Origin of the sequence: Faecalibacterium sp. IP-1-18 (assembly GCF_023347355.1) — a bacterium.
Lineage (GTDB): Bacteria > Bacillota > Clostridia > Oscillospirales > Ruminococcaceae > Faecalibacterium > Faecalibacterium prausnitzii.
The window spans coordinates 317,360-342,141 of the sequence record NZ_CP094472.1; the positions used below are offsets into that span (position 1 = coordinate 317,360).

The window sequence follows — 24,782 nt, forward strand, 5'->3', positions numbered from 1 at the left end:
TTTACGGTTGATGGAGCGGGCAGTCCGCGGTATACTTTTACTTTGTGTGAGACAGAAAATTCCGGGCAAAAAGCCCGTTGTCTGTTCGTTATAAGACCATAAGACCAGAAAGGGGAGTTCTGACACGAAGTATATTTTTCAGTTCGGGCGCATTCTTGCGTTCTGTTTTCTGGGCGAGGTGCTGCACGCGGTGCTGCCGCTGCCGGTGCCTGCCAGTGTGTACGGCTTGGTGCTGCTGCTGGCAGCTTTGACCGCCGGTGTTGTAAAGCTGGAGCAGGTCAAGGAAACCGGCACCTACCTGACCGGTATTTTTCCGCTGCTGTTCGTGCCCGCCGCTGCGGGCATCATGGAGCTGTGGGCAGAGATGGGACAGCTGCTGCTGCCCATCCTGATCGCCATTCTGCCGGTGACGGTGCTGGTAATGGCGGCCGCAGGCCGCACCACGCAGGCGCTGACCGCCCGCAATAAAAAAGAGGAGGCCGACCATGACTGAGCTGCTGAACGACTTTCTGACCGGCTCTGTGGCATGGGGCGTGCTGCTTACGCTGGCAGCCTTTGGGCTGGGTGTGCTCATCAACCGGGTGACCGGCAAGGCCATCTTTAACCCGCTGCTGCTGGGCAGTATTTTTGTCATCATTTTTCTGTCGGTGTGCAATATCCCCTACGGGGACTACAAGACCAGCGCCGCGCCGGTAAGCTATCTGCTGCTGCCCGCCACGGTGGCGCTGGCCATCCCGCTGTATGAAAAGCTGGATCTGCTCAAGGAGAATGCGCCCGCCATCATCGCAGGCATCTCGGTGGGTACGCTGGTCAGTCTGGGCAGCGCCTTTGCACTGGCGCTGGCAATGGATCTGACCCAGGAGCAGTACGCTACTCTGCTGCCGAAGTCCGTGACCACCGCCATCAGCATGGATGTGGCCGCTGAGCTGGGCGGCATTGCCGCCCTGACCGGTGCCATCGTCATCGTGACCGGCATCGTGGGTGCACTGCTGGCCGAGACCGTGTGCAAGCTGTTCCACATCACCGACCCCATCGCCAAGGGCGTGGGCATCGGCACGGCAGCCCATGCCGTGGGCACCAGCAAGGCGCTGCAGATGGGTGATGTGGAAGGTGCCATGAGCGGCCTTTCCATTGCCGTAGCCGGTGTGCTGACCGCCGTGCTCTGCCCGGTGTTCGTGGGCTTTGTCCACTAAAGCCGAGTGCAAATCTAAAGATACAGAAACACCCCCGGCGGCCATTGCGGCTGCCGGGGGTGTTTCTCTGTGGGTGGAAAACAAAAAAGAGGTGAAAAGAAGAATGGTTGGTAGAGATCAGTATTGCGCCTTATTTTTGTCGATACGGCTGAACACGGCGGGGGACATATCACTTTTTGAAAAAGGAGAACAGCCCCTTCTTTTCATACGGTGCGCTGTGGATGGTGCCCACATGGTACCCGGTGGCTTCAATGGCGGCGCGGAGCGCGTTTTCGTCCAGCGGCTCCTTGGAAAGGATCACGGTCTTGCCCTTGGCGTGGGAGGACGAGACTTTATCCACAGGAAATGCATTGCGCACGGTGTCATTGATATGGGCTTCGCACATGGAACACGCCATGCCGCCTACTTCTACGGTCGTCTGGATCATTTTTATACCTTCTTTCAGGAATATCTTATAAAATGATAGTTAGAATTGACTAACTTTTCACTCCGAGAAAAGCCGCTGCCCACATCATACGCCATACAGCCGCAGCTGTCAAGCGCTTTGCTTATTTTTTTCGGTACTCCCGCGGGGTCATGCCAAAATGCGCCTTGAACGCCCGGTTAAAATAGGAAAGATTCTCAAACCCGCACCGGGAGGCGATGGTCAGCACGGTCTCATCGGTGGTTCGCAGCGCCTCGGCGGCGGTGTTCAGCCGATACTCGTTCAGAAAGGCAATAAAGCTCTGCCCGGTCATCTGCCGGAACCAGCGCATAAAATGGCTGGCGCTGAAGGAGCAGACCCCGGCGGCATCGGCTACCCGGAGCGGCTCGGCATAATGGGCGGAGAGCCATTGCAGCACCGCTTTCAGCCGCTGGGTGTCGGCGGTTTCGGCGGGAAGCTGCTGCCTGCCCTGCGCAATGAGCAGGGCAAGAAAGCGCAGCAGCGCCCCTTTTACCAGCAGCTCATAGCCGGGGCGCTTGGCGCGGTTGGCATCCTCCAGCTCCCGCAGGCAGGCGGCGGCTTGCAGATAGCACAAATCGTTCGGGGTCAGACGCACCGGCAGCGAAAGCCGCCCGCTTTGCAGCGGCAGCAGATATTTTTCGGCGCAAAGGTCCTCTGCGCCGCCCAGCAACTCCGGCTCAAAGATGATATTTTCGTATTCCATGCGCTGTCCCTCTGCCTGCCGCAGCGCGTGGAGCGTGCCTGGGGCAAAAATAAAGATATCCCCCCGGTAGGCCGGGTAGGTCACCACGCCCACCTGTACCAGCCCCATGCCCTGCTTGACAAAGACCAGCTCCATGCTCTCGTGCCAGTGCAGTGCCACCTGCTGAAAATCCCCCGGAATGGTGCAGGGATACAAATTGAACGGAAACCGCACTGCACCGTGCTGTTTTGTCTCCTGCAAAGAAGCCTGATTTTGCATCGTCTCACCCCCCTGATGATAGGATTGTACCACAGTTTGCACTATTTAGGCAAGATTTTGAACGTTCTATGTGGTATATCTTGAAGTACAGATGTCAAACCTGTTTTCCGTAAGGTGTATCTGAAAACAAAGAAATAGACTGAATTTTCGACTTTTCAGATGCACCCTAGCAAAGGAGGATGCTTTTATGAGCTTTACCGAAACGTTACAGAGTATCACCGGCAAGCTGTTGGCAGACTGCACCGACCAAGAGCTGTATCTGGCACTGCTGGAACTTGTGCGGCAGAAGAGCGCCGACCGCGTGCAGCCGGTCACCGGGCGCAAGCTGTACTATATCAGCGCCGAATTCCTTATTGGCAAGCTGCTGTCCAACAACCTCATCAATCTGGGGCTGTACGATGAAGCCCGGTCTGCGCTGGCTGCTGCCGGAAAGCGCCTTTCCGACATTGAAGAGGTAGAGCCGGAGCCTTCTCTGGGCAACGGCGGTCTGGGGCGTCTGGCTGCCTGCTTCCTCGACTCTCTGGCAACGCTGAACCTGCCCGGCGACGGCGTAGGTCTGCGGTACCATTTTGGTCTGTTCCATCAGTCCTTTGAGGATGGCGTGCAGAACGAAAAGCCCGACCCGTGGCTCACTGCCCACAGCTGGGCGGAAAAGACCGACACCACCTACCCGGTGGAACTGGCGGGCAAGGAGTACACCGCCCGGCTGTACAAGCTGGCGGTCACCGGCTACGAGGGGCGCACCAACACCCTGAACCTGTTCGATCTGGACACCATCGACGAGAGCATCGTCCATGACGGCATTGCCTTCGACAAGACTGCCATCGACAAGAACCTGACCCTCTTCCTCTACCCGGACGATTCCGACGAGGCAGGCCGCCGTCTGCGGGTGTACCAGCAGTACCTGATGGTCTCTGCCGGTGCACAGCTCATTCTGGCCGAGTGCGCCGCCCGGGGCTGCAACTTCCATGATCTGGCGGACTACGCCGCTATCCAGATCAACGACACCCACCCCAGCATGGTCATCCCGGAGCTGATCCGTCTGCTGGGCGAGCGCGGCATCGAGTTTGAAGAGGCCGTGGAGATCGTCACCAAGACCTGCGCCTACACCAACCACACCATTCTGGCCGAGGCACTGGAAAAGTGGCCCCGCGCCTATCTGGATGCCGTAGTGCCGCAGCTGATGCCCATCATTGAAAAGCTGGATGCGCTGGCACGCACCCGCACCGAGGATGAGAGCCTTGCCATTATCGACAAGGACGACCGGGTGCACATGGCACACATGGATATCCACTTTACCCACTCTACCAACGGCGTGGCAGCGCTGCACACCGAGATTTTGAAAAACTCCGAGCTGCACGGCTTCTACGAGCTGTACCCGGAGAAGTTCAATAACAAGACCAACGGCATCACCTTCCGCCGTTGGCTGCTGGAATGCGACCCGCGCCTGACTGCAACGCTGGAAAAGCACATCGGCTCCGGCTTCCGCAAGGACGCCGCCGAGCTGGAAAAGCTGCTGGCCTTTGTCGATGACGAGACGGTGCTCAGCGAGCTGACCGCCGTGAAAAAGGCCAACAAGGAAGCGCTGGCAGACTGGCTGCTGCACACCCAGAAAGTGAGCGTGAACACCGATGCCGTGTTCGATATCCAGTCCAAGCGCCTGCATGAGTATAAGCGCCAGCAGCTCAACCTGTTGTACCTCATCCACCAGTACTACGAGATCAAGGCAGGACACCTGCCCGCTGTGCCGCTGGTGAGCATCTTCGGCGCAAAAGCCGCTCCCGCCTACACCATTGCAAAAGACATCATCCATGCGCTGCTGACCCTCTCCAAGGTCATTGCCGCAGACCCGGAGGTGTCCAAGTGGCTGCAGGTGGTGTTCGTGGAAAACTACAACGTCACCGCCGCCGAAAAGCTGATCCCGGCCTGCGACCTGTCCGAGCAGATCAGCCTTGCCTCCAAGGAGGCCTCCGGCACCGGCAACATGAAGTTTATGCTGAACGGTGCGCTGACGCTGGGCACCATGGATGGTGCCAACGTGGAGATCAGCCAGCAGGTGGGCGAGGAGAACATCTATATCTTCGGCCAGACCTCCGATCAGGTCATCCACCGCTACGCCGTGGGCGATTACGACCCCGCCCAGTGGGTGGAGGGCGATGCCAACATCCGCCGCGCCATCAGCTTCCTGACCGGGCCGGAGATGCTGGCCGCCGGTCATGCCGAAAACCTGACCCGCCTGCACGACGAGCTGATCCACAAGGACTGGTTCCAGACCCTGCCGGACTTCAATGCCTACGTTGTGCGCAAGGGACAGGCCCTCAGCGATTACGCCTGCGACCCCACGGGCTGGCGGCGTAAGTGCCTTGTGAACATTGCCAAGGCTGGCATGTTCTCCTCTGATCGCACCATTGCCGAGTACGACCGCGATATCTGGCATCTGGGCAAATGATCTTTTTTGAACCTGCGTTTCTCCTTTATTTTCTCATAGGCTGCTGCACAAAGCTGTGCGGCAGCTTTTTTGTTTCCGTGCCAACAAGAAACGCCGCTGCACAGCCGTGCAGCGGCGTTTGATTCAGTTGATGAAAACCGGAACAGAAGCGGGATCAGTCCTCGCTCTCCTCTTCTTCCTCGTCATCCTCATCCGTATCGCGCGGCTTATAGAAGATGCCGCTCAGGAAGATGCTGACGAAATACAGCAGCACCATGGGGAAAGCCACCATGCACTGGGACACGATGTCCGGCGGGGTGACCACAGCAGCGATGAAGAAGATGACCACGATGGCCACGCCGCGCACCTGCTTGAGGATCTGCGGGTTGATGATGCCCATCTTGGAAAGGATGATGGTGATCAGCGGCATCTCGAACACGCAGCCAAAGATGATGAACATGGTCAGGCAGAGGTTGACGTAGCTCTCGATACTGGTGGTGGTCTGGATGTACTCAGCACCCTCGATGCCGGTGCTGAGGAACCGCAGCATGAACGGCATCATGAGCTTATAGGCAAACAGCACGCCCACGCAGAACAGGATCAGACCCAGCAGCATGACCAGTTTGAAAAAGGTGCTCTCGCTCTTTTTCAGACCCGGCTTTGCAAAGGCGTAGATGTTGTAAAAGGCCACAGGCACCGTTACCACCACACCGGCCAGAATGGACACCCGGAAATACTGCATCAGTTTTTCCTGCGGGGCAATGGACACGAACTGGTAATAGTCGCGGCCCATGGCGGTAAGCAGATCGATCAGACGGTCTGCATACGCCAGCGAGACCACCACGCCCACCACAAACACCACCGCGCAGATGATGAGCCGGTTCCGCAGTTCTTTCAGATGGCCGGTCAGCGTCATGCTGCCGTCCTCTGCCATGACTTCGGCTTTCTTTTTGCGCTTTTTGTTTGTAGCCACAATTACTCCTCGTCTTCGTCCTTCTTATCAGCCTTCTTTACAGTCTCCTCGGACTGCTCGGCGTCCTCGTCCTCCATGCCCTTCTTAAAGCCATTGATGGTCTTACCGAACATCTTGCCCAGCTTCGGCAGGTTCTTGGGTCCAAAGATCAGCAGAACGACAACCAGAATGATCAGCAGCTCATTAGTACCAATACGCATAATAAATATCTCCTTTTTCTTGCCGCGCCGCGTGGCGGGCGTATTACAGAATGTATCTGGCAACCGCGGGCGCGGGTGCATCCATAAATAAGTAGGGGCGCTTACACCTTTGCTTCCTCAGCGGGTGCAGCTTCGGCGGCTTCTTCGGCTGCGGCAGGGGCTTCCTGCACAGGCTCAGCCACCGGCTCGGCGGCAGGCTGTGCGGCCTCGGCAGCGGCCTGCTCCGGCTTTTCGGCGGGAGCCTCCACAGTTTCAGCCGGGGCTTCGGCGGGCTGCTCGGGCAGTTCCTCCACAGCATCCTCGGTCAGGTCGGTGACCTCCTCGGTCTCAGCCTGCTTCTTGGCGGCTTCCTCCTTGCTGGTCTTGCCAATGCCGGTAAAGCTCTTGGTCACGTCCCGCATGCTGCTGTCGATATCTTTTTTGATATCAGTCAGGGGGGCAACAGCCTCTTTCAGGGGAGCCTGAATCTCGTTCAGCGGCTCCACCACGTTCTTCTGAATCTCCTCAGAAGCAGCGCCGGTGTATTTCTTCAGCTCGCGGAGCATCTTGCCGATCTTCTTTGCGTAGACAGGCAGCTGGTCCGGGCCGATGAACACAAACGCCACGATGACGATGACGATAAGTTCCCAAAAACCAATTTTCATAAGTAACGTTTCCTTTCCTGTACCAAGGGCATTTCCAAGACCGCCGCACACCACAGCAGTCTGCGCGTTTTTGCCCTTTTTGGCGGGGGTTCGGCGCACTGCGCGCCTTTGTTGCCCTATGTATACCGAAAAGTGGTGTACTGAATGTTAATATATTATTAATATTTTATGAACGAGTGCCTATTCGGCCTGTTTTATTTAACAAAGTGCATTTTCGTCATTCGTTATTACAGTTTGGATAGGATACAACAGCGTCCTCAGGTCTGCACGCCCTCGAACTGGCTATTGTAGAGCTTGGCGTAGAAGCCGCCCTGCGCCAGCAGCTGGTCGTGGTTGCCCTGCTCCACGATGTGGCCGTCCTTCATCACAAGGATGACATCTGCCTCCCGGATAGTGGAAAGGCGGTGTGCCACGATAAAGCTGGTACGCCCCTGCATCATGCGGGCAAAGGCCTTCTGGATGCGCACCTCAGTGCGGGTATCAATGGAGGATGTGGCTTCGTCCAAGATCAACATGGGCGGCAGGCAGAGCATCACGCGGGCGATGCAGAGCAGCTGCTTTTGTCCCTGACTGATATTGCCGCCGTCCTCTGCAATGACAGTGTCGTAGCCATCGGGCAGGCGGCGGATAAAGCTGTGGGCGTGGGCAGCCTTGGCGGCGGCAATCACCTCGTCCATGGTGGCGTCCGGCTTGCCGTAGGCAATGTTCTCCCGCACCGTGCCGGCACGCAGCCAGGTGTCCTGCAGCACCATGCCGTAGCTGCCGCGCAGGGAGGCGCGGGTCACATCCCGGATATCGGTGCCGGACACCTTGATGCTGCCGCTGTTCACATCATAGAAACGCATCAGCAGATTGATGAGGGTGGTCTTGCCGCAGCCGGTGGGGCCTACGATGGCAATGCGCTGGCCGGGCTGCACGTCCAGCGAGAGCCCCTCGATGAGCGGGCGGTCGGGCAGGTAGCGGAAAGAAACATCCTGCAGCTGCACATGGCCGTCCGGCTGCAACGCGGCGGCGTTTTCAGCCTCCGGCACCTGATCCTCGGCGTCCAGCAGTTCAAACACCCGGGCGGCGCAGGCCAGTGCGTTTTGCAGCTCGGTGACCACGCCCGAGATCTCGTTGAAGGGCTTCGTGTACTGGTTGGCGTAGCTTAAAAAGACGCTCAGCTGACCGATGGTGATGCCGCCGCGCACGGCGTACAGCGCACCCACAAGACCCACGCCTGCGTACACGATGTTGTTCACAAAGCGGGTGGCGGGGTTGGTCAGGCTGGAGAAGAAGATGGCCTTCAGGCTCACGTCCTGTAATTGTCCGTTCACTTCGTCAAAGGCGGCAAGGCTTTCGGCTTCGTGGCCAAAGGCCTGCACCACCTTTTGGCCTTCGATCATCTCGTTGACCAGCGCGGTCTGCTTGCCGCGGACGGTGCTCTGGCTCTGGAAGTAGCCGTAGCTGCGCTTTGCCAGAAAGCCCGCCACCACAAGGCTCAGCGGGGTAATGCACACTACCACCAGCGTGATGGGCACATTCTCCCGCAGCATGAACAGCAGGGTGCCCAAAATGGTCAGGATGCCGGAGAACAGCTGGGTAAAGCCCATCAGCAGGCCGTCCGCAAAGGTGTCCACATCCGCCACCATGCGGCTGACGATATCGCCGGAGGGGTGGCTGTCCAGATAGGACAGCGGCAGGGTCTGAATTTTGCGCAGCGCCTCGTTGCGCAGATCACGGCTGACCGAGAAGGTGATGCGGTTGTTGCACACGCTCAAAAGCCACTGCGCAAGGGCGGCTACGGCTGCCACCACCAGAATGCTTACTGCAATGCGCAGCACCCCGGCAAGGTCTACATTGCCCTTGCCCAGCATCTTATCAATGGCGTCGCCGCACAGGATGGGGATATACAGCTGAGCGGCTACGCTGACCGCCGCCACCAGCAGGCTGCACACCACAAAGGCGCTGTACGGACGTATTTTGTGCAGCACCCGGTTCAGGGTGGCCTTGCGCTGCTGCGGGGTCAGCTTGTTTTTTGCTTTTGCACTCATGCTTCTGCCTCCCCTTTTTTGAACTGGCTCTCGTAGATCTCCTCGTACACCGGGCAGCTGCTGCGCAGGGCGCTGTGGGTGCCGATGCCCACCAGATGGCCGTCATCCAGCACCAGAATCTGGTCGGCGTGCTGCAAACTGGCGGCACGCTGGCTGACGATGAACACGGTCAGTGCCCCGGGCAGCGCCGCCAGTGCCTTGCGCAGGGCGGCGTCGGTGGCGTAGTCCAGCGCACTGGCGCTGTCATCCAAAATCAAAATGTCCGGCTTGCCCACCAGCGCACGGGCGATGGTGAGCCGCTGCTTCTGTCCGCCGGAAAGGTTGCGTCCGCCCTGCTCCACCGGCTCGTCCAGCCCAAGGGGCTTTGCACGCACAAAGTCTGCGGCCTGTGCCGTTTCCAGCGCCGCCCACAGGTCGGCGTCGGTGGCATCCTTGTTGCCCCACAGCAGATTGGAGCGGATGGTGCCGCCGAAGAGCTGCGCCTTCTGCATGACCACCGCAACCCTGCCGCGCAAAGCGTCCCGGGGGTAGCTGGCCACAGGACGGCCAAAGATCTCCACGCTGCCCTCGGTGGCATCGTAAAAGCGCGGGATGAGGTTTACAAGGCTGGATTTGCCGCTGCCGGTGCCGCCGATGACGCCGATGGTCTGGCCTTTTTTCGCGGTAAAGCTGATATCGGTCAGGCTGGGTGCGCCTGCCCCGGCGTAGGTCAGACCTACATGGTCAAAGCGCACGGCATCGCCGGTCTTGTCGGCGGGCACTTCGCCCAGAAGCTTTGCCGGGAAGGTCATGCCGGGCTTTGTATCCAGCACCGCCTGCACACGGCCTGCGCAGGCCAGCGCCTTGCTGATCTGTACGATGAGGTTGGCAAGCTTTACCAGCTCCACAAGGATCTGGTTCATGTAGTTTACCAGCGCAATCACATCACCGGAGGCCATGCCGCCCACGTTGATCTCGATGCTGCCCACATACAGCAGCGCCACGATGGCAAGGTTGATGAGCACATAGGTCAGCGGATTCATCAGCGCCGAAAGATGGCCGACGTGCAGCTGCATCCCGGTCAGCAGGGCGTTGGCGTCCTCAAAGCGGTCGATCTCGCTCTGCTCCTTATCAAAGGCGCGCACCACGCGCACGCCGGTCAGGTTCTCGCGGGTCAGGCCCAGCACCCGGTCCAGCCGGGTCTGCACGGTCTTATACAGCGGCCGGGTGACCACCATCACGCCGAACACCACCACGCTGAGCAGCGGGATGGTGACGACAAAGATCATTGCCGCCCGGGCGTTGACCGTAAAGGCCATGACCATGGCGCCCAGCACCACAAAGGGGCTGCGCAGGAACAGGCGCAAAAACAGGTTGAGCCCGCTTTGCACCTGATTGACATCGCTGGTCATGCGGGTAATGAGGGTGCTGGTGCCCAGTGTATCCATCTCTGAAAAGCTCAGGCTCTGGATATGGGCAAACAGGGCGTGCCGCAGCGCGGTGGAGTAGCCCACCGCCGCCTTGGCGGAAAAATACTGCGCGGTCAGGCTGCAGGTAAGGCCGATGAAAGCCAGCAGCAGCAAAAGGCCGCACCGCACCAGAATATAATGCAGGTCATGTGCTGCAATGCCCACATTGACGATATCCGCCATGACCAGTGGCACAAACAGGTCAAAGGTGGCTTCCAGCATCTTAAAGAGCGGTGCAAGCACACTTTCGCGCTCGTAGCCCTTCAGGTAGCCAAGCATCCGGTTCAAAAAAATTCCTCCTTCGGGGTCAAAATACACCTTATTATAACGCGATGTATACTGAAAATCCAGTGCCGCAGCTGTGTTTTGCATTGTACAAGCTGCCAAATCCTGTTATACTAGAGCTGAGATTGATAGGGAAGTATGGTGAACACAATGGCAAGACGAACAGACGGCGGGGTACGCTTCCGCCCGGTGGGCCGCAGCCGCAGCCGCACCGCACCGGTGTACAGCCCGCGCGGCACCGGCTGCCCGGCCATCGAGCAGGCGGTGCAGGGGCTGTACAAGGGGCAGAACGAGGAGAGCTTCTGGACCCTGATGAGCGCTTTGAATTACGCGCTGGAGCTGGAAACCCATGTGCTGGTGCCGCTGCAGACGGCGCTTTCGGCGCAGGGTGCGCCCGCCCCGTGGATGGAGCATCCCATCCCGGCGGAAAAGGCCGACGGCCTTGCCTTGTGGACGCTGCGCAACGATAAGGGACGCTGCTGGCTGCCGCTGTTCACCTCGGTGGCAGCGGCCGGTGCGGACCGCAGCACCGGCAGCCGCCCCATGGCTGACCGCACCTTGGAGCAGGCCATGCAGCTGGCGCTGGACACCCCGGGCATCGACGGTGTGGTGCTGGACCCGTGGAGCAATTCCGCCTCGCTGGACGGTGCGCTGCTCAACGGTCTGCTGCACGCAGGCCACACCCCGGAGGGCCCCGGCGCAGAGGAGGCCGAAGCCGGGAAAGAAGCTGCCCGCGCCGGACACTGGGCGGCAGCGGCAGAGTGCTACCAGAAAGCCGCCGAGCAGGGCAGTTCTGCCGGGCTCTCGCTGCTGGGCGAGTGCCTGTATCAGGGGCGCGGCGTACCCAAAAGCGCTGCGCAGGCGCGCAAGCTGTGGAAGGCCGCAGCCGAAAGCGGAGAGCCCATCGCCCTTTTGAACCTTGGCGATGACTGCGCCGCCCGGGGCGACAACGGCAAGGCACTGCTGTGGTACCGCCGGGCGCGGCAGAACGCGGCAGCGATGCCGGATATCGAGTATACGCCCCGGGTCTGCCTGCGGCTGGCGCAGTACGAGACCCGCTACACCTCCCGCAAAAAGGCGCTGGCGCAGGCGGCAGAGGCAAAGCAGGCGTTTACCATTTTGCAGCGGGAGCACGAGCCGGACGCCGACCGCTGGCTGCAGGAGACCGAGCAGCTGCTCTATGCGCTGACCCACGAGCCGCCCACGGCTCCGGCGGCATACAACATAGAATCTTTACAATTGGACTAAAAAATGGTCACAGCCGTCCTGTAAGATAGACTGGAGAAAAAACAGCCCGCAGACACGGCGGACAAGAAACAGAGGAAACAGTATGAGCAAAGTGATCGGCATTGATCTGGGTACGACCAATTCCTGTGTGGCAGTGGTGGAGGGCGGCAAGCCTGTGGTCATCACCAATGCAGAGGGCGAGCGCACCACCCCCAGCGTGGTGGCCTTTACCAAGGACGGCGAGCGTCTGGTGGGCGGCGCGGCCAAGCGCCAGATCGCCACGAATTCCGGGCGCACGATCTCCAGCATCAAGCGGTACATGGGTTCGGACTACCGGGCGCATATTGACGGCAAGGACCTTGCCCCGCAGGAGATCAGCGCCATGATCCTTGCCAAGATCCGCCGGGACGCCGAGAGCTATCTGGGCGAGTCGGTCACCGAAGCCGTCATCACCGTGCCTGCCTATTTTGACGACAGCCAGCGCAAGGCCACGCAGGATGCAGGCCGCATTGCGGGGCTGAACGTGCTGCGCATCATCAACGAGCCTACCGCCGCCGCGGTGGCCTACGGTCTGGACAACGAAGCCGCGCAGAAGATCCTGGTCTACGACCTTGGCGGCGGCACCTTTGATGTGTCCATCATCGAGATCGAGGACGGCACCTTTACGGTGCTGGCCACCGGCGGCGACACCCATCTGGGCGGCGACGACTTTGACCAGCGCATCGTGGAGTACGCTGTGGCCGAGTTCAAAAAGTCTGACCGCATCGACCTGACCCGCGACCCCGCCGCCATGGGACGGCTGAAGGAGGAAGCGGAAAAGGCCAAGAAGGAGCTTTCCAGTGCGCCCTCTGCCCAGCTGAACCTGCCCTTTATCGCGGTGGGCAAGGACGGGCCGCACCACTTGGATATCGCGTTGTCCCGCCCGCAATTCGAGATGATGACCGGCGATCTGCTGTCCCGCACCGTGACCCCGGTGCAGAACGCTTTGCGGGATGCCGGCATCTCTGCCAGCCAGCTGGGCAAGGTGCTGCTGGTGGGCGGCAGCACCCGGATGCCCGCCGTGGAACGGCAGGTGCGGGAGCTGCTGGGTAAGGAGCCCAGCCACAGCCTGAACCCGGATGAGTGCGTTGCCATGGGTGCAGCGGTGCAGGGTGCACTGCTGCAGGGCGGCGGCAAGCTGGCGGGTGCCACCGGCGCGGCGGCGCAGGGACTGGTGCTGATGGACGTGACCCCGCTGACCTTGTCCATCGAGACGCTGGGCGGGGTCGCCACCCCGCTGATCACCCGCAACAGCATGATCCCCACCCGCAAGAGCCAGATCTTTACTACCGCCCGTCCCATGCAGACCAGCGTGGAGATCAACGTTCTGCAGGGCGAGCGCCATTTTGCGCGGGACAATAAGTCCCTTGGCAAGTTCAAGCTGAACGGCATCCGGGCAAGCTTCTCGTCCAAGCCCCAGATCGAGGTCACCTTTGATATCGACGTGAACGGCGTGGTGAAGGTATCTGCAAAAGACCTTGCCACCGGGCGGGAGCAGAACATTACCATTACCGGCAGCACCAACCTTTCCGAAAACGAGATCCAGCGCGCCATGGCAGACGCCGCCGCTTACGAGGCTGAGGACAGCCGCCGCAAGGAGCGCTTGAACCTGCACAATCAGGCCGAGGTGCTGGCCTACAAGGTGGATGAAGCACTTTCCAAGTGCAAAAAAGAGCTGGACAAGGACGAAAAGGCCCGCGTGAAGGCCGACCTTGCCAACCTGCGCCACTGCCTGCGCAAGGATAAGCCCGAAAAGATGAACGAGACTGAGGAAGCCGCCCTGCGGCAGGCCAAGAGCCAGCTGGAAGCCTCGGCCAACCACCTGATGCTGCTGTACTCTGCCGAGCAGACCCCCGGCGATGGAACGGACAGCACGCTGTAATATTTATAATATAAGGTTTGTGGGCTGCTGCACCCGCCCGGCGCAGCAGCCCTTTTTGCAGAAAGAGAAGGGAACAGTTATGAAGGAACTGCAATATCCGGTGCGCCCCGGGCGCTACCGCCACTTTAAAGGCAACGAGTATCAGGTGCTGGGCGTGGCACGCCACAGCGAGACCGAGGAGGAAATGGTGGTGTACCGCGCCCTGTACGGCGAGGGCGGGCTGTGGGTGCGCCCCGCCGCCATGTGGCTGGAAACCGTGACCCGGGACGGCGTTACCCAGCCCCGCTTTACCTATATCGGGGAGTGATGCGCCCGGCTTGAATCCCGTTATTGACCATAGGATTATTTTGCGGTAAAATGTGAGTATGATACCAAACAACAAAGGAGGTTTTCGTATGAAGGCCAAACGATGGATCTCGCTCCTGCTTGCGGTCAGCATGATGCTTGGTGTACTGGCGATGCCTGCTTTAGCTGCAACGCAGCAGCCGGAAAGCACCGCTGTTGTCAGCGAGGAACTGCCCGATGCCGCAGCGCTGAGCGCGGCAGAGGATGAAAATGATATCGTCAACATCCGCATCCGGGCGACCGGCAACCTTGTCTACGGCTCCGATTATAAGCTGGAGGTGGAGACCCGGCCCGAAAACACCCAGTATATCGCTGTGGTGCTGGGCACCAGCGGCGAAGCCTACGGCTATGTGACCCTGATGATCTCGGATAAGCTGCGCACCCTGCTCAAGCTGATCCCCCTGCCCAAAAAGATGTCCCAGACCCCGGACCAGGCCGAGGAATTCAACGTATACAGCTACCTCAAGCAGCTGATCGACGGCAACGATGTCAGCGTGCTGCTGCGGGTGGCGGACGAAGTAGTGTCGGTGATGGACACCGTCAGCTTCTTTGTCCCGGCCAGCTACCTGACCACGGTGAAGAATGTTTCCAACGGCATGAAGCTGGCGCTGAGCCTGATCCGCAAGTATCTGCCCGAGGGTGCGCTGAGCCGCATCTATCTGGACGAGCAGCCCAAGGACAGCGGCAAGTACTTTGCCGGTGCCATTGCGCTGGAAAGCAGCGATATCAACGCCGCCGGGTTTGCCATGTTCAAGATCAAGCCCAAGACCGAAAACGTCAGCCTGAGCTGGGCAGCCGATGCCCCGGCCAGCATGACCGTCTCCCAGCTGCAAAACGCTGATCTGACCGCCAAGGTGATCTCGGACGGACAGGTGGCTGAAAACGGCAAGGTGAGCTACACCTACAAGAAAAAGACCTTCCTGTGGTTCAGCAGCAAAATGAGCGGCGTGCCCACCGAGCCCGGCACCTACACCCAGACCGCCAAGGCGGGGGGCAACTACTCCTGCGGCAGCATCAGCCGCACCATTACGGTGACTGCTGACCCGCAGCCTGCTGCCGCAGAGCAGCCCGCAGCATAAATCAGCGGAAAACTATTTTTGAATAGGACGATCCCGGAAAGTCTGCGGACTTTCCGGGATCGTTTTTTCACGGGAGAGGCTGCTTTTTGTTTTCTATAAAAGGGGCTGCTTTACTCTTGCAAATCGCCGCACAATACGCTATTATAAAAATAAAAGAACCCCTTGCGGTAAAAAAAGGGAACAAGAAGGAGCGGTTTATCTATGGAGGAGAAAAAAAGCGGCATCAAAAAGTTCCTTGAAGAGTTCAAGGCATTTGCCATGCGCGGCAACGTGCTGGACATGGCAGTGGGCGTTGTCATCGGCGGTGCCTTCACCGCCATCGTCACCGCGTTGGTGGAGGACATCATCAACCCGCTGATCGGCCTGTTCTTCAAGGCAGATTTTTCCGATGTGGTCATCGGACTGGGCGGCTCCAGCATCAAGATCGGCGAGTTCGTCAACTCCATCATCAACTTCCTCATCGTTGCCTTTGTGCTGTTCGTTGTGATCAAGTTTGTCAACTCCCTGCACAAAAAGCCCGAAGCGCCCGCCGAGCCGGAGGAGCCCACCACCAAGGTGTGCCCCTACTGCCAGAGTGAGATTTCCATCAAGGCTGTGCGCTGCCCCCACTGCACCTCCAAGCTGGAGGGCTTTCCCGAAATGAAGGCCTGAAGCATTCAGCATTGACATTACAACAAAACCCTCCCTGCCGGGCGCAGTCTTTGCGCTTGCGGCAGGAAGGGTTTTGCACATTTTGAGGCTTGGCTGTGGAAAAGTGAAGCAGGAAGTGAGGTGGGAAAATCAGGCGCTCTTACTGAACCTTGGTCAGCTCAGCCAGCTTGTGGTAGATCTCGGTGTTGTCGTATACACCGCCGAACTTCTCGGCACCGACACCCATGGCGTACACGTTGACCATGGCACCGGTGTGGGCGTAGGTGGTGTGGTCCATACCTGACTTGTGGTTGATGGTGTGGCAGACAGCCATGCTGAAGGGGATGTAGGTGCCGTACAGCTCGTAATCCTGCTGGCTCATCTTGCTCTGGCTGGAGGAACCCACCTGCAGGGTGCGCTCGTAGGCCTTGCGCAGGTTCTCCACCTCATAGTCGGTCAGCAGCAGCTTGCCTGCGCTGGCGGCAGCGGGGTCGGTGGGCAGGGTCAGGCCAAAGACGTTCTTCACATCCTGCATGGCAGTCTCAAAGGGAGTCTTGTTGGCAATGTAGCCCTGCACATAGGTGGAATCAAACTTTGCGTAGGACATCTTCTGGTGTGCCAGATTGGTCAGGAAGGTGTCGTAGTTGGTGGTTTTGTAGCCGATGGCCATGCCGCCGGTCTCATGGTCGGCGGTGACAAGGATCAAAGTCTCATTGGGGTGGGCGTTGTAGAAGTCCACCGCAGCCTGCACCGCGTTGCTCATCTCCAGCACATCGTGGATGGAAGCAGCGGCATCGTTGGCGTGGCAGGCCCAGTCGATCTTGCCGGACTCGGTCATCAGGAAGAAGCCCTTCTTGTTGTTCAGCAGCTCGATGCCCTTCTTGACGTAGTCGGTCAGCTGCCACTCGCCGTTGGCAGCGTCCATGGCGTAGTTCATGGCCTTGCCATCGCCCAGATTCTCGGCAATGATCAGGGTCTTGCCTGCACCGGCGGTCAGAGCCGCTGCACCGGCCTGGGTAGTGACCACGTTGTAACCTGCGTTGGCAGCCACGGTATGGTTGTCGGGGCCGGCGCCGTCGCCGTTCACCTTCTGGAACTCGCCGCCAGCAAAGTACTCAAAGCCGGAGTTTGCCAGCTCCACGCCGATCTGGTAGTAGTTCTTGCGTGTCTTCTGGTGGGCATAGAAGGCAGCAGGGGTGGCGTGGTCGATGTTCACGGTGGAGATGACGCCCACCTTATAGCCCTTCTGGGCGTGCAGCTTTTCGGCGATGGTCTCGTAGGGCACATCGCGGGTCCACGGGCACATATTGATGACGCCGCTCTCGGTCTTGTGGCCGGTGGCGATGGAGGTGGCAGTGGAAGCGGAGTCCGGGCAGAAAGAGGTGCTGTCGTAGGTGGTCACGCTGCCCACCTGCGGAAAGCTGGTAAAGCTCAGGTCAGCCTCGGTCACAGCGCCGTTGTTGTCCACAGTGCCCTTGTAAAAGCGTGCGGACTGGATCTGGGCAGTGCCCATGCCGTCACCGATGAACAGGAAAACGTACTTGGGCTTTTTGAACACGTCCAGCAGACCGTTCTCTTCGTCTGCTGCGGCAGAAGCATCGGCCTCGGCGGCGTGAACGGCTACGGGGGCAGCCGACAGCATGCCCACTGCCGATGCCACGGCACCGGCTTTCAGGAAGCTGCGGCGGGAAATTTTCGCATTCTTCATAACAGATATCCTCTCTTTTTTCAGCCCGGCTTGGGGCGGTTCTACTATTTCTTGTGGGAACACCTGTATTGTAGCGCACCGCCCGCAGCGGCGAAACCAGCCCCGTGTAACACTTAGGTAAACCTTTGGCGCACGGAAGAGCGGCGGTGTAAAATGCGGGCAAAACAGGTAAAATCTGCCTGTAACGCCCGCCGCCGAGGCACTTTTTGCGCCGAACCGCCCCGCAAGGGTTGCAAGCAGGGGGCTTTTCATTGTACAATAGAAAGAGCAAGCTGAGATATACTTCTATATTGAGAGGATCTTTTAAATATGTCTGATATCAAAGTGCTGGCGCTGGATCTGGATGGCACCCTGACCAACGACCAGAAACTCGTCACCCCGCGCACCCGCGCCGCGCTGGACGCCGCCATTGAAAAAGGTGTGACCATCGTGCTGGCGTCCGGCCGGCCCACCGCCGGCATCCAGCCGCTGGCTGAGGAGCTGGGGTTGGACAAAAAGGGCGGCTGTATCCTGTCCTACAACGGCGGCAAGATCGTGGACTGCCGCACCGGCGAAACGCTGGTGGAAAAAACGCTGGACCCCGCCCTTGTGCCCGAGCTGTGCGCCTTTGCCGCCGCGCAGGATATTGCCATCCTGACCTATAACCGCGAGGGCATCGTCTGTGAGCGGGACAAGGACGAGTGGGCCAACAAGGAGTGCTTTACCACCAAGCTGCCCATGATCCATGTGGATGATCTGGCGTCCTATGTGAACTACCCCGTGTGCAAGATGCTCATCACGCTGGATCCCGCCCGCCGGGACGCGGTGTGCGCCGCCGGGCAGCAGCAGTTTGCAGGCCGCGCCGACCTGTACCCCTCCAGCCCCTTCTTTATCGAGGCGGTGCCGCTGGGCGTAGCCAAGGACGGCAGTCTGGCGGAACTTCTGCGCCGCATGGGGTTGACCCGCGAGAACCTGATGGCCTGCGGCGACGGCCTGAACGACCGCTCCATGATCGCCTACGCCGGGGTGGGCGTGGCCATGCAGAACGCCGAGCAGCCGGTAAAGGACTGCGCCGACTATGTGACCACCGCCGACAACAACCACGACGGCGTGGCCGAGGCCGTGGAGAAGTTTATTTTACGAGAGGACTAACAAAGCAATGCCGCGTAACTTGGTTTTATTTGATCTGGAATGGAACATCGGCTACCAGCCGTATACCTTTAACTACCATGGGGTGCAGCAGACCCTGCGGGGCGAGATCGTGGAGATCGGCGCCGTAAAGATCGACGAGGATGCCAATGTGCTGGACACCTTTTCCATCCATCTGCGTCCCCGCATCTTCCGCAAATTGCAGCACCATATCGCCAAGGTGACCGGCCTGACGCAGGCCGATCTGGACAGGGGCGAGCCCATCGTGCAGGGACTGCGCCGCTTTATGCAGTGGTGCGGCCCGGATGCCGAGTTTGCCGAGTGGGGTCTGGATGACGTGCCGGTGCTCAAGCAGAATTTGTTCCTGTGCAATCTGGACGAGTCCAGGCCCACCGTCTGGTATGACCTGCAGCAGGTCTTTCTGCGGGAGCATCCCCGCAAGGAGGGCGAGGGCATGACGCTGGAAAGCGTGGTCACCCGCATGGGCGTCCCCATGGAACGCCCCTTCCACGATGCACTTTCGGACACGCTGTACACCGCCGATGTCTGCCGTCTGCTGGATCTGCGCGCCGGTCTTGCCGCCTACCCCACCGAGGACGAGGCGCTGCGCCAGAGCCTGTGCCAGACCCCCGGTGACTACCGGGACTTTACGGTGTTCCACGGCTATGTGGAGCAGTACGCATGGCGGGCTGACCCCAAGATCAGCCAGATGCCCTGCCCGGAGTGCGGCACCACCCTGCAGCCGGACGAGATTTGGCTGAAAAAGGGCAGCAACAGCTGGTATACCCTGTGTCAGTGCCCCAGCTGCACCGGCAGCAGCAACGCCGCCGGGCAGGGCGTGTTCCAGCGGTACAAGCTGTCCCGCCGGGACGGCCTGCACTGGAGCTTTGCCCGCTGCGCCCAGATGCCGGACGCCGAAAGCCTTGCCCGCTGGGAAAAACTGCGCACCGCCCAGCTGGAGCGGATGCGCGCCAAGGCTGAAAAGCAGGCTGCGGAAAAATAAAGGCAGGAAAATCCCTTTTCATCTCGTAGTATTGGTAGCAGAGCCTGAAGCGTGTCGAAAAATGCACACTCTGTTCATGGCTCTGTCATAGAGAATGGATATACTAAGCATGATGCAGCCTGCCCGGGAACGTCCCGGCACCGCTGCACAGAAAGGGATCGGACACAGGATGCAAACCGCACTGATGGGCTGGGTGCACCAGCTTGGAACACTGGAATACTGGGAGGCGCTGCTGGCGGGCTTTGAGGGGCTTGGCCCCCTTGTGCCCATTTTGCTGGCGATGGTAGAGTCCTTTTTTCCGCCGCTGCCGCTGATCGCCATTGTAGCACTGAACGTAGCCGCACACGGCGGTCTGCTGGGCTTTTTGTACAGCTGGGCAGGCGTGGCGCTGGGCGGCATCATCATGTTTTTATTCTGGCGGCGGCTCATCAAGCGCTTTTTCTGGAAGGTAGCCAGCCGCTCCCCCAAGCTGGAAAAGGCACAGCAGTGGGTGAACCGCTTCGATACCTCGTCCCTGTTCATGCTGTCGCTGCTGCCCTTCACCCCCACCTCCTTCATGCACTTTGCCTTCGGGATGTCGGACTTTGACGAAAAGCGCTACCTGCGCGCTGTCCTTTTGGGCAAGGGTCTGATGGTGGCCATGATGGCTGTCTTTGGGCAGTCGCTGGTCAGCTCTCTGAAAAACCCGGTCTACCTTGTGCTCGCAGTCCTGCTGTGGGGCGGGATGTACTGGGTGAGCAAAAGGTTCTGCCGGAAGCATCATCTGGAATAACACGATACTGTTCGGGACAGCGGAACACCTGCGGGTGCGCCGCTGTCCCTTTTTGCAAAAAATGCCACGGCGGGCAGCCCGCAGACTGCCCGCCATGGCATAGATTACATGATTTTTATTTTGCTTCCGGTTCCTGTACAAGGGGTTCGGACGGCGGTGGGGTGAGGGTGGAATGCGCCACTACAAAGGCCGCAGCCTTTGCCCGGGCAAGGCGCTGGCGCACCTTGCGGGTGTCGTTCGCCGGGAAGGTGCGCTCTCCGTCCAGCTTCTCGTCCCAGTGCGCAAGAGCAGCGTTCACCTCGGCTTCGGTGGGCTGTAAGCCCTCCCGCTCGGCCACCAGCAAAAGCCCCAGCCAGCTGCGCAGCTTGCGCTCTGCCTGCTGGTGCAGCCACTGCCGGAACTGCTCCACCGTCTGCCCGCGCACGGCCAAGAACTGGTCAAAGTTGATACCGTTTGCCTGCAAGCTCAGATTGAACTGCCGCTGCTCGGCAAAGTAGTTGCCCGCTTCCAGCCGCTTTGGCACCGGGCCGGTCACCTCATCGCCCAGCTGCCAGACCAGCTCCTTTTCAGCCCGGTCCTTGGCCTGTGCGCAGCGCTTTGCGTAGAGCTCCCGGGTCACCCGGTCGCGCAGCGCGGCCTTGCCTGCGGCATCGGCGGCGCGTTCTTCATCGCCGTAGTTGCGGTTGATCTCCAGTTCAATGGTCAACCGGCGCAGCGGGTGGGGCTCGATAGGCTGCACAAAGCCGGTGTCCTGTCCCAGCTCCAGCGGTGGCAGGGTGTAGAACTGTGCTCCCGCCCGGAAGCCCTCGGCCTTGTTGACCGCCAGCAGCTCAAAATCTGGGTCGGTCACCGGTACAAGCTTCTGCTCCTGCACCAGCTGCCGGTAAAGAGGGTCAAAGCCCTCCAGAATGGTGCGGTTTACCGCTGCCGTCAGCAGTTCTTCCTCGTCCTGCGGGGCGTCCGGGGCGGCCTGCTCCTTTGCCAGCGCAGCGGTCAGCTCCTCCGCGCTTGCCGTGAATACCAACCGGCAGTCCCCCGGCTCAGCCATGCCGAAATGTTCCAGTTTCATGCGGTGTCCCTCCTTCTCAGCGGTTCATGATGCCGACCATCAGCACCAGCAGCGCCACGCCGATGCCAGCGTACAGCAGCTCAGCACCCAGCACGGACTTGTCGCCCTCTACGAACATCTTCTCCGGGGCATCCGGGTCGTAGTACAGGGTGACCACGCTGCCCTCGGCAAAGGGCTTGCCCTTGGCGGGCTTGGGATATTGCAGCCGGTGGCTGCCGCCTGCGGTGGTAAACTCCAGCACATAGGCAGCGCCGTCCCGGCTCTGCACCGTGCCGCTTACCGTGGCCTGCACGCAGACGCCCTTGGTGCGCAGCTGCTGCCGCGCCCGCACGCTGCGCAGCGCCATGTAAAACATGATCAGCGCGCCCACCAGAAAAATAATCACATTCAGCATTGTTTTCCCTCGTTTTTCCGTAATCGCCGGGCGGTGCCCGGACGTATAGACAGTACCGCATAATTCTAAGTGCCGATACGGCGCGCGAGGTGCGGCAGATGCTAAGCCAAAAGCGCAGATAATACTTTGTGTATTATCGAGCATTTTGGCAACGCAGATGCCGTGCCGCAGCCGCCGGAACGGTGCTTAAGCCGTCAGGCGGGAATTGTGCGGTACTGTCTATCGTTTATTGTACCATAATCTGCCCTAAAAAGCGCCCCACAGCCGCTATCCAGAGTGCACCAACTTTGCCGCAAAAATTTGTCGAATAATTTTGAAATTAAGCCTTGACATTTCCTTTGTATCTGGTATAATAACTATCGTTCCCGGCGCCACGGCGCAGGAACACAACAGAATATGCGGATATGGCGGAATTGGCAGACGCGTTAGATTCAGGTTCTAATCGGGGCAACTCGGTGGAGGTTCAAGTCCTCTTATCCGCACCATGACGAATGTTTTTACAGCATTTAGCTGTCAAAGAACATTCGTCATTTTTTTATTTGCTAAATAGCGACATCACAGGGGGCGTAGTTCACAACTACGCCTTTTCTTGTATTCACCGACACATCCGGTGTCGGCAAAGGAAGTGCGCTTGGAATCTCGATGGTGCCCACGCAGTTGTAGTGAATGCGGAGCCGCTGCTCCCATACACCGTTGACCTTTTCTGCATTGAACACTTCGATTTTTTCAACCAGTTCATTCAGCATCCGGGGTGTCAGCTTTTTTGCTCTGGTGTACTTGCGAACCAGACTGATAAACATATCCGTTGTCATAGTTCGGCTGCTCTGCTTTTCGATTTCGGAGCGGAGCTGTTTGATTTTCTCGGTCAGCTCCTTTTGCTCGTCCTCATATCTCCGGGACATTCTGGAAAAGCGTTCATCAGAGATCTTGCCGGAAACATTGTCCTCATAGATGCGCTCAAAGAGGCCGTCCAGTTCTTCATCACGGGCAAGGAGTGCTTTCAACTCTTTCTCTTTCAGCTTGCGGTCGGCTTCGTCTGCCTGCTGGGAGTGCCCGATAACAGCCTTCAAAAAGTCGTCCTCATAGAGGCTGGCAAACTTGGTCAGCCGCCGAATCTCGCCCAGCACCACTTCTTCCAGAAAGTCTACCCGGATGTAGTGGGTGGATTGGCAGGTGCCACGGTTGCCTTTGTAGTTGGAGCAGTTGAAATACTTGATTTCCGGGTTGCCCTGATTGAAGTGGAAATGCAGATTGCAGCCGCAGTCTGCGCAGACAAGCAAGCCAGAGAACATATTGTGTTCTCCGTTGCTGGTACGGCGTTTGCGCATTTTTCCGCGTTTCTGCTGTACCTGTTCAAACACGGCTCGCTCAATAATTGGCTCGTGAACATTTTGGAACACTACCCAATTTTCCGGGTCGTTATGAATCCGCTTCTTATTCTTGTAGGACTTGGAGTAGGTTTTGAAGTTCAGAACATCACCACAATACTCCTGCTGGTACAGAAGATGGGTAATCGTGGAGCCATTCCACTTGGTAGCGGGGCGCGTCTTGGTCTTTCCGGGACGGCCGATGCCTTTCTGAATCCAGTAGGTCTGCGGCGTCAGGATGCCTTCCTTTTCAAACTGGGTGGCAATCTGTTCTGTGCCAAAGCCCTCCAACGTCATATCAAAAATGCGCCGGACAACTTGTGCAGCTTCTTCATCAATGACCCAATGCTTGGGATTGTTCGGGTCCTTGATATATCCATAGGGAGGAAGTCCCATCGGTTCGCCGGAGTTGCCTTTGATTTTATTACTGATACGGCGTTTCTTGCTGATGTCACGGGCATACCACTCATTGAACAGGTTTCGGATGGGTGCCAGTTCGTTTTCTCCCTCGGCCGTGTCGATGTTGTCCGAAACGGCAACAAGTCGGATGTCATGGTCTGGGAAAAATTCTTCTGTCAGCCGCCCGACCTCGATATAGTTTCGGCCCAGACGGGAAAGGTCTTTGACGAACACAGCAGAGGCTTTTCCTTGTTCAAGCTGCTGCATCATTTCAACGAAACCGGGACGGTTCATGGTCACGCCGGAAATGCCATCATCCAGAAAGTGAACCAGATTGGTATAGCCTTTTTCCTTTGCAACTTTGGTGAGCAGTTTCTTTTGGTTGCCGATGCTGTAACTCTCGCCCTCCAAATTATCATCACGGGAAAGACGCTCATAGAGAAAAGCGGTTGCTTCACGGGATTTCTTGTTACTCGACTGTTTCATACTCGCTCCTTTCTTGGGACAGTCGAATAGCAAATTCACTTGTACACCTATATTATAACACAATCCGCTTTCTCTGTCCGCTGCCTCCCGAAAGGGCATTATAATTTTTTGCTTTCGGATTTCATCAGCCGGAGAAGAACTTCTCCTAAGGTCTGGGAACTTTCTTCTTTGAACACCGGCTCAACGATAAAGGAGCGATTGCCAATACGATAAGTTGAATCCAGAGTAAGTACCTCTGGATTTTTTGTTTTTTCAGGGTTTGTCTTTTTCGCTTGCATCGTAAAATCCCCTTTCTTAAAAATCAAAAAATGAGCCAACGGATGGCTGCTGGCAGCAGCCCACGGGAATCTCACCCCATGCATTCCTCATGCAGCCCTACTCATTGCCTGCGACGCTCTGAACGCTCGGACTTTGACGGTAAGGGAGTATCAGCCTGTCTGTATGTCATGGCCCGCAAGCAGCCGCACTTGCATTGCGGCGTGGTGGTGATCGCTCCACTTTTCAAAGAAAAGCATCGTGGCGCACCCGCCGTCCGGCTCGATACAGACAGCAACGTATCCGTTTGCCCTATGATGCACCGCCATTGTCCTGCGGGCTTTCTTTGTCAAAGAACTAGAAAAGGCATCGTATGGAAAGGGGAACAG

At 58.6% G+C, this 24,782-nt stretch carries 23 protein-coding genes and 1 tRNA gene; 12 read left to right on the top strand and 12 right to left on the bottom strand.

The window, feature by feature from the left end; translation table 11 throughout:
• Positions 1–169 precede the first annotated feature (169 nt).
• Positions 170–493 (top strand): CidA/LrgA family protein, encoded by a 324-nt coding sequence (locus tag MTP43_RS01535; protein WP_154252096.1) that lies wholly within the window; start codon positions 170–172, stop codon positions 491–493.
• The gene (locus MTP43_RS01540) at positions 486–1,193 is read left to right on the top strand and encodes an LrgB family protein (RefSeq protein WP_055186729.1); all 708 of its coding nucleotides are present in this window, start codon (positions 486–488) and stop codon (positions 1,191–1,193) included. Before MTP43_RS01535 ends, MTP43_RS01540 begins: the two co-directional genes overlap by 8 nt.
• 169 nt (positions 1,194–1,362) lie before the next feature.
• On the opposite strand, the gene MTP43_RS01545 is transcribed toward MTP43_RS01540, so the two are convergent.
• Both MTP43_RS01545 and MTP43_RS01550 read right to left on the bottom strand, forming a co-directional pair.
• Positions 1,363–1,620: a heavy-metal-associated domain-containing protein gene (locus tag MTP43_RS01545; RefSeq protein ID WP_097782938.1), complete on the bottom strand. Its 258-nt coding sequence runs from the start codon at positions 1,618–1,620 to the stop codon at positions 1,363–1,365.
• Between the two features lie 121 nt (positions 1,621–1,741).
• Positions 1,742–2,599, bottom strand: a complete 858-nt coding sequence (locus MTP43_RS01550) for an AraC family transcriptional regulator (protein WP_113620721.1) — start codon at positions 2,597–2,599, stop codon at positions 1,742–1,744.
• A 187-nt stretch (positions 2,600–2,786) separates the two neighbouring features.
• Between MTP43_RS01550 and MTP43_RS01555 the strand changes: the two genes are divergently transcribed.
• Positions 2,787–5,048 carry a glycogen/starch/alpha-glucan phosphorylase gene (locus tag MTP43_RS01555; protein WP_113620722.1) on the top strand — a complete coding sequence of 754 codons (2,262 nt, stop codon included), beginning with the start codon at positions 2,787–2,789 and terminating at the stop codon, positions 5,046–5,048.
• Positions 5,049–5,202: 154 nt separating this feature from the next.
• Here the strand turns inward: MTP43_RS01555 and tatC are convergent, their stop codons facing one another.
• From tatC to MTP43_RS01580, 5 genes are all read right to left on the bottom strand, one after another.
• On the bottom strand, positions 5,203–6,000 hold the full coding sequence (tatC, locus tag MTP43_RS01560; RefSeq protein ID WP_005922805.1) for a twin-arginine translocase subunit TatC: 798 nt from the start codon (positions 5,998–6,000) through the stop codon (positions 5,203–5,205).
• 2 nt (positions 6,001–6,002) lie between these two features.
• Positions 6,003–6,200, bottom strand: coding sequence for a twin-arginine translocase TatA/TatE family subunit (tatA, locus tag MTP43_RS01565; protein ID WP_015537270.1), 198 nt, complete (start codon positions 6,198–6,200; stop codon positions 6,003–6,005).
• Positions 6,201–6,301: 101 nt separating this feature from the next.
• A complete protein-coding gene (locus MTP43_RS01570; protein ID WP_113620723.1) occupies positions 6,302–6,844 on the bottom strand; it encodes a twin-arginine translocase TatA/TatE family subunit in 543 nt (180 codons plus the stop codon).
• A 257-nt stretch (positions 6,845–7,101) separates the two neighbouring features.
• Positions 7,102–8,877 carry an ABC transporter ATP-binding protein gene (locus tag MTP43_RS01575; RefSeq protein WP_015537272.1) on the bottom strand — a complete coding sequence of 592 codons (1,776 nt, stop codon included), beginning with the start codon at positions 8,875–8,877 and terminating at the stop codon, positions 7,102–7,104.
• Positions 8,874–10,613 carry an ABC transporter ATP-binding protein gene (locus tag MTP43_RS01580; protein WP_302183093.1) on the bottom strand — a complete coding sequence of 580 codons (1,740 nt, stop codon included), beginning with the start codon at positions 10,611–10,613 and terminating at the stop codon, positions 8,874–8,876. The genes MTP43_RS01575 and MTP43_RS01580 overlap by 4 nt, the downstream gene beginning before the upstream one ends.
• A 147-nt stretch (positions 10,614–10,760) precedes the next feature.
• Here MTP43_RS01580 and MTP43_RS01585 point away from each other — a divergent pair, with 147 nt between their 5' ends.
• The 5 genes from MTP43_RS01585 to mscL all read left to right on the top strand — a co-directional run bounded on the left by MTP43_RS01585 (position 10,761) and on the right by mscL (position 15,833).
• Positions 10,761–11,858: an SseB family protein gene (locus MTP43_RS01585; protein WP_097782943.1), complete on the top strand. Its 1,098-nt coding sequence runs from the start codon at positions 10,761–10,763 to the stop codon at positions 11,856–11,858.
• Between the two features lie 82 nt (positions 11,859–11,940).
• Positions 11,941–13,758, top strand: a complete 1,818-nt coding sequence (gene dnaK, locus MTP43_RS01590) for a molecular chaperone DnaK (RefSeq protein ID WP_097782944.1) — start codon at positions 11,941–11,943, stop codon at positions 13,756–13,758.
• 79 nt (positions 13,759–13,837) lie between these two features.
• Positions 13,838–14,065, top strand: a complete 228-nt coding sequence (locus MTP43_RS01595; RefSeq protein WP_044960207.1) for a DUF1653 domain-containing protein — start codon at positions 13,838–13,840, stop codon at positions 14,063–14,065.
• Between the two features lie 88 nt (positions 14,066–14,153).
• Positions 14,154–15,182, top strand: a complete 1,029-nt coding sequence (locus tag MTP43_RS01600; protein ID WP_113620724.1) for a hypothetical protein — start codon at positions 14,154–14,156, stop codon at positions 15,180–15,182.
• 201 nt (positions 15,183–15,383) lie between these two features.
• Positions 15,384–15,833 (top strand): large conductance mechanosensitive channel protein MscL, encoded by a 450-nt coding sequence (gene mscL, locus MTP43_RS01605; protein WP_005922823.1) that lies wholly within the window; start codon positions 15,384–15,386, stop codon positions 15,831–15,833.
• 139 nt (positions 15,834–15,972) lie between these two features.
• On the opposite strand, the gene MTP43_RS01610 is transcribed toward mscL, so the two are convergent.
• Positions 15,973–17,520: an alkaline phosphatase gene (locus MTP43_RS01610; RefSeq protein ID WP_044960210.1), complete on the bottom strand. Its 1,548-nt coding sequence runs from the start codon at positions 17,518–17,520 to the stop codon at positions 15,973–15,975.
• 309 nt (positions 17,521–17,829) lie between these two features.
• On the opposite strand from MTP43_RS01610, the gene MTP43_RS01615 reads away from it, so the two are divergent.
• The 3 genes from MTP43_RS01615 (at position 17,830) to MTP43_RS01625 (ending at position 20,423) form a co-directional block, all read left to right on the top strand.
• Positions 17,830–18,651 (top strand): Cof-type HAD-IIB family hydrolase, encoded by an 822-nt coding sequence (locus MTP43_RS01615; RefSeq protein WP_005922828.1) that lies wholly within the window; start codon positions 17,830–17,832, stop codon positions 18,649–18,651.
• A gap of 7 nt (positions 18,652–18,658) precedes the next feature.
• Complete coding sequence (locus tag MTP43_RS01620; RefSeq protein WP_097782948.1) at positions 18,659–19,651, top strand: 3'-5' exonuclease; 993 nt, start codon at positions 18,659–18,661, stop codon at positions 19,649–19,651.
• Positions 19,652–19,760: 109 nt separating this feature from the next.
• Positions 19,761–20,423 carry a TVP38/TMEM64 family protein gene (locus tag MTP43_RS01625; RefSeq protein WP_015537280.1) on the top strand — a complete coding sequence of 221 codons (663 nt, stop codon included), beginning with the start codon at positions 19,761–19,763 and terminating at the stop codon, positions 20,421–20,423.
• 115 nt (positions 20,424–20,538) lie between these two features.
• Here MTP43_RS01625 and MTP43_RS01630 read toward each other — a convergent pair whose 3' ends face one another.
• Together MTP43_RS01630 and MTP43_RS01635 are read right to left on the bottom strand one after the other, a co-directional pair.
• Positions 20,539–21,492, bottom strand: a complete 954-nt coding sequence (locus MTP43_RS01630) for a hypothetical protein (protein ID WP_005922833.1) — start codon at positions 21,490–21,492, stop codon at positions 20,539–20,541.
• A gap of 16 nt (positions 21,493–21,508) precedes the next feature.
• Positions 21,509–21,886 (bottom strand): DUF3592 domain-containing protein, encoded by a 378-nt coding sequence (locus MTP43_RS01635; RefSeq protein WP_005922835.1) that lies wholly within the window; start codon positions 21,884–21,886, stop codon positions 21,509–21,511.
• Positions 21,887–22,284: 398 nt separating this feature from the next.
• On the opposite strand from MTP43_RS01635, the gene MTP43_RS01640 reads away from it, so the two are divergent.
• Positions 22,285–22,371, top strand: a tRNA-Leu gene (locus tag MTP43_RS01640).
• 57 nt (positions 22,372–22,428) lie between these two features.
• On the opposite strand, the gene MTP43_RS01645 is transcribed toward MTP43_RS01640, so the two are convergent.
• Positions 22,429–24,138 carry a recombinase family protein gene (locus MTP43_RS01645; protein ID WP_249235011.1) on the bottom strand — a complete coding sequence of 570 codons (1,710 nt, stop codon included), beginning with the start codon at positions 24,136–24,138 and terminating at the stop codon, positions 22,429–22,431.
• Between the two features lie 98 nt (positions 24,139–24,236).
• Entirely contained in the window at positions 24,237–24,491 is a 255-nt protein-coding gene (locus tag MTP43_RS01650) for a hypothetical protein (RefSeq protein WP_442900579.1), read from the bottom strand.
• Positions 24,492–24,782: the final 291 nt, after the last annotated feature.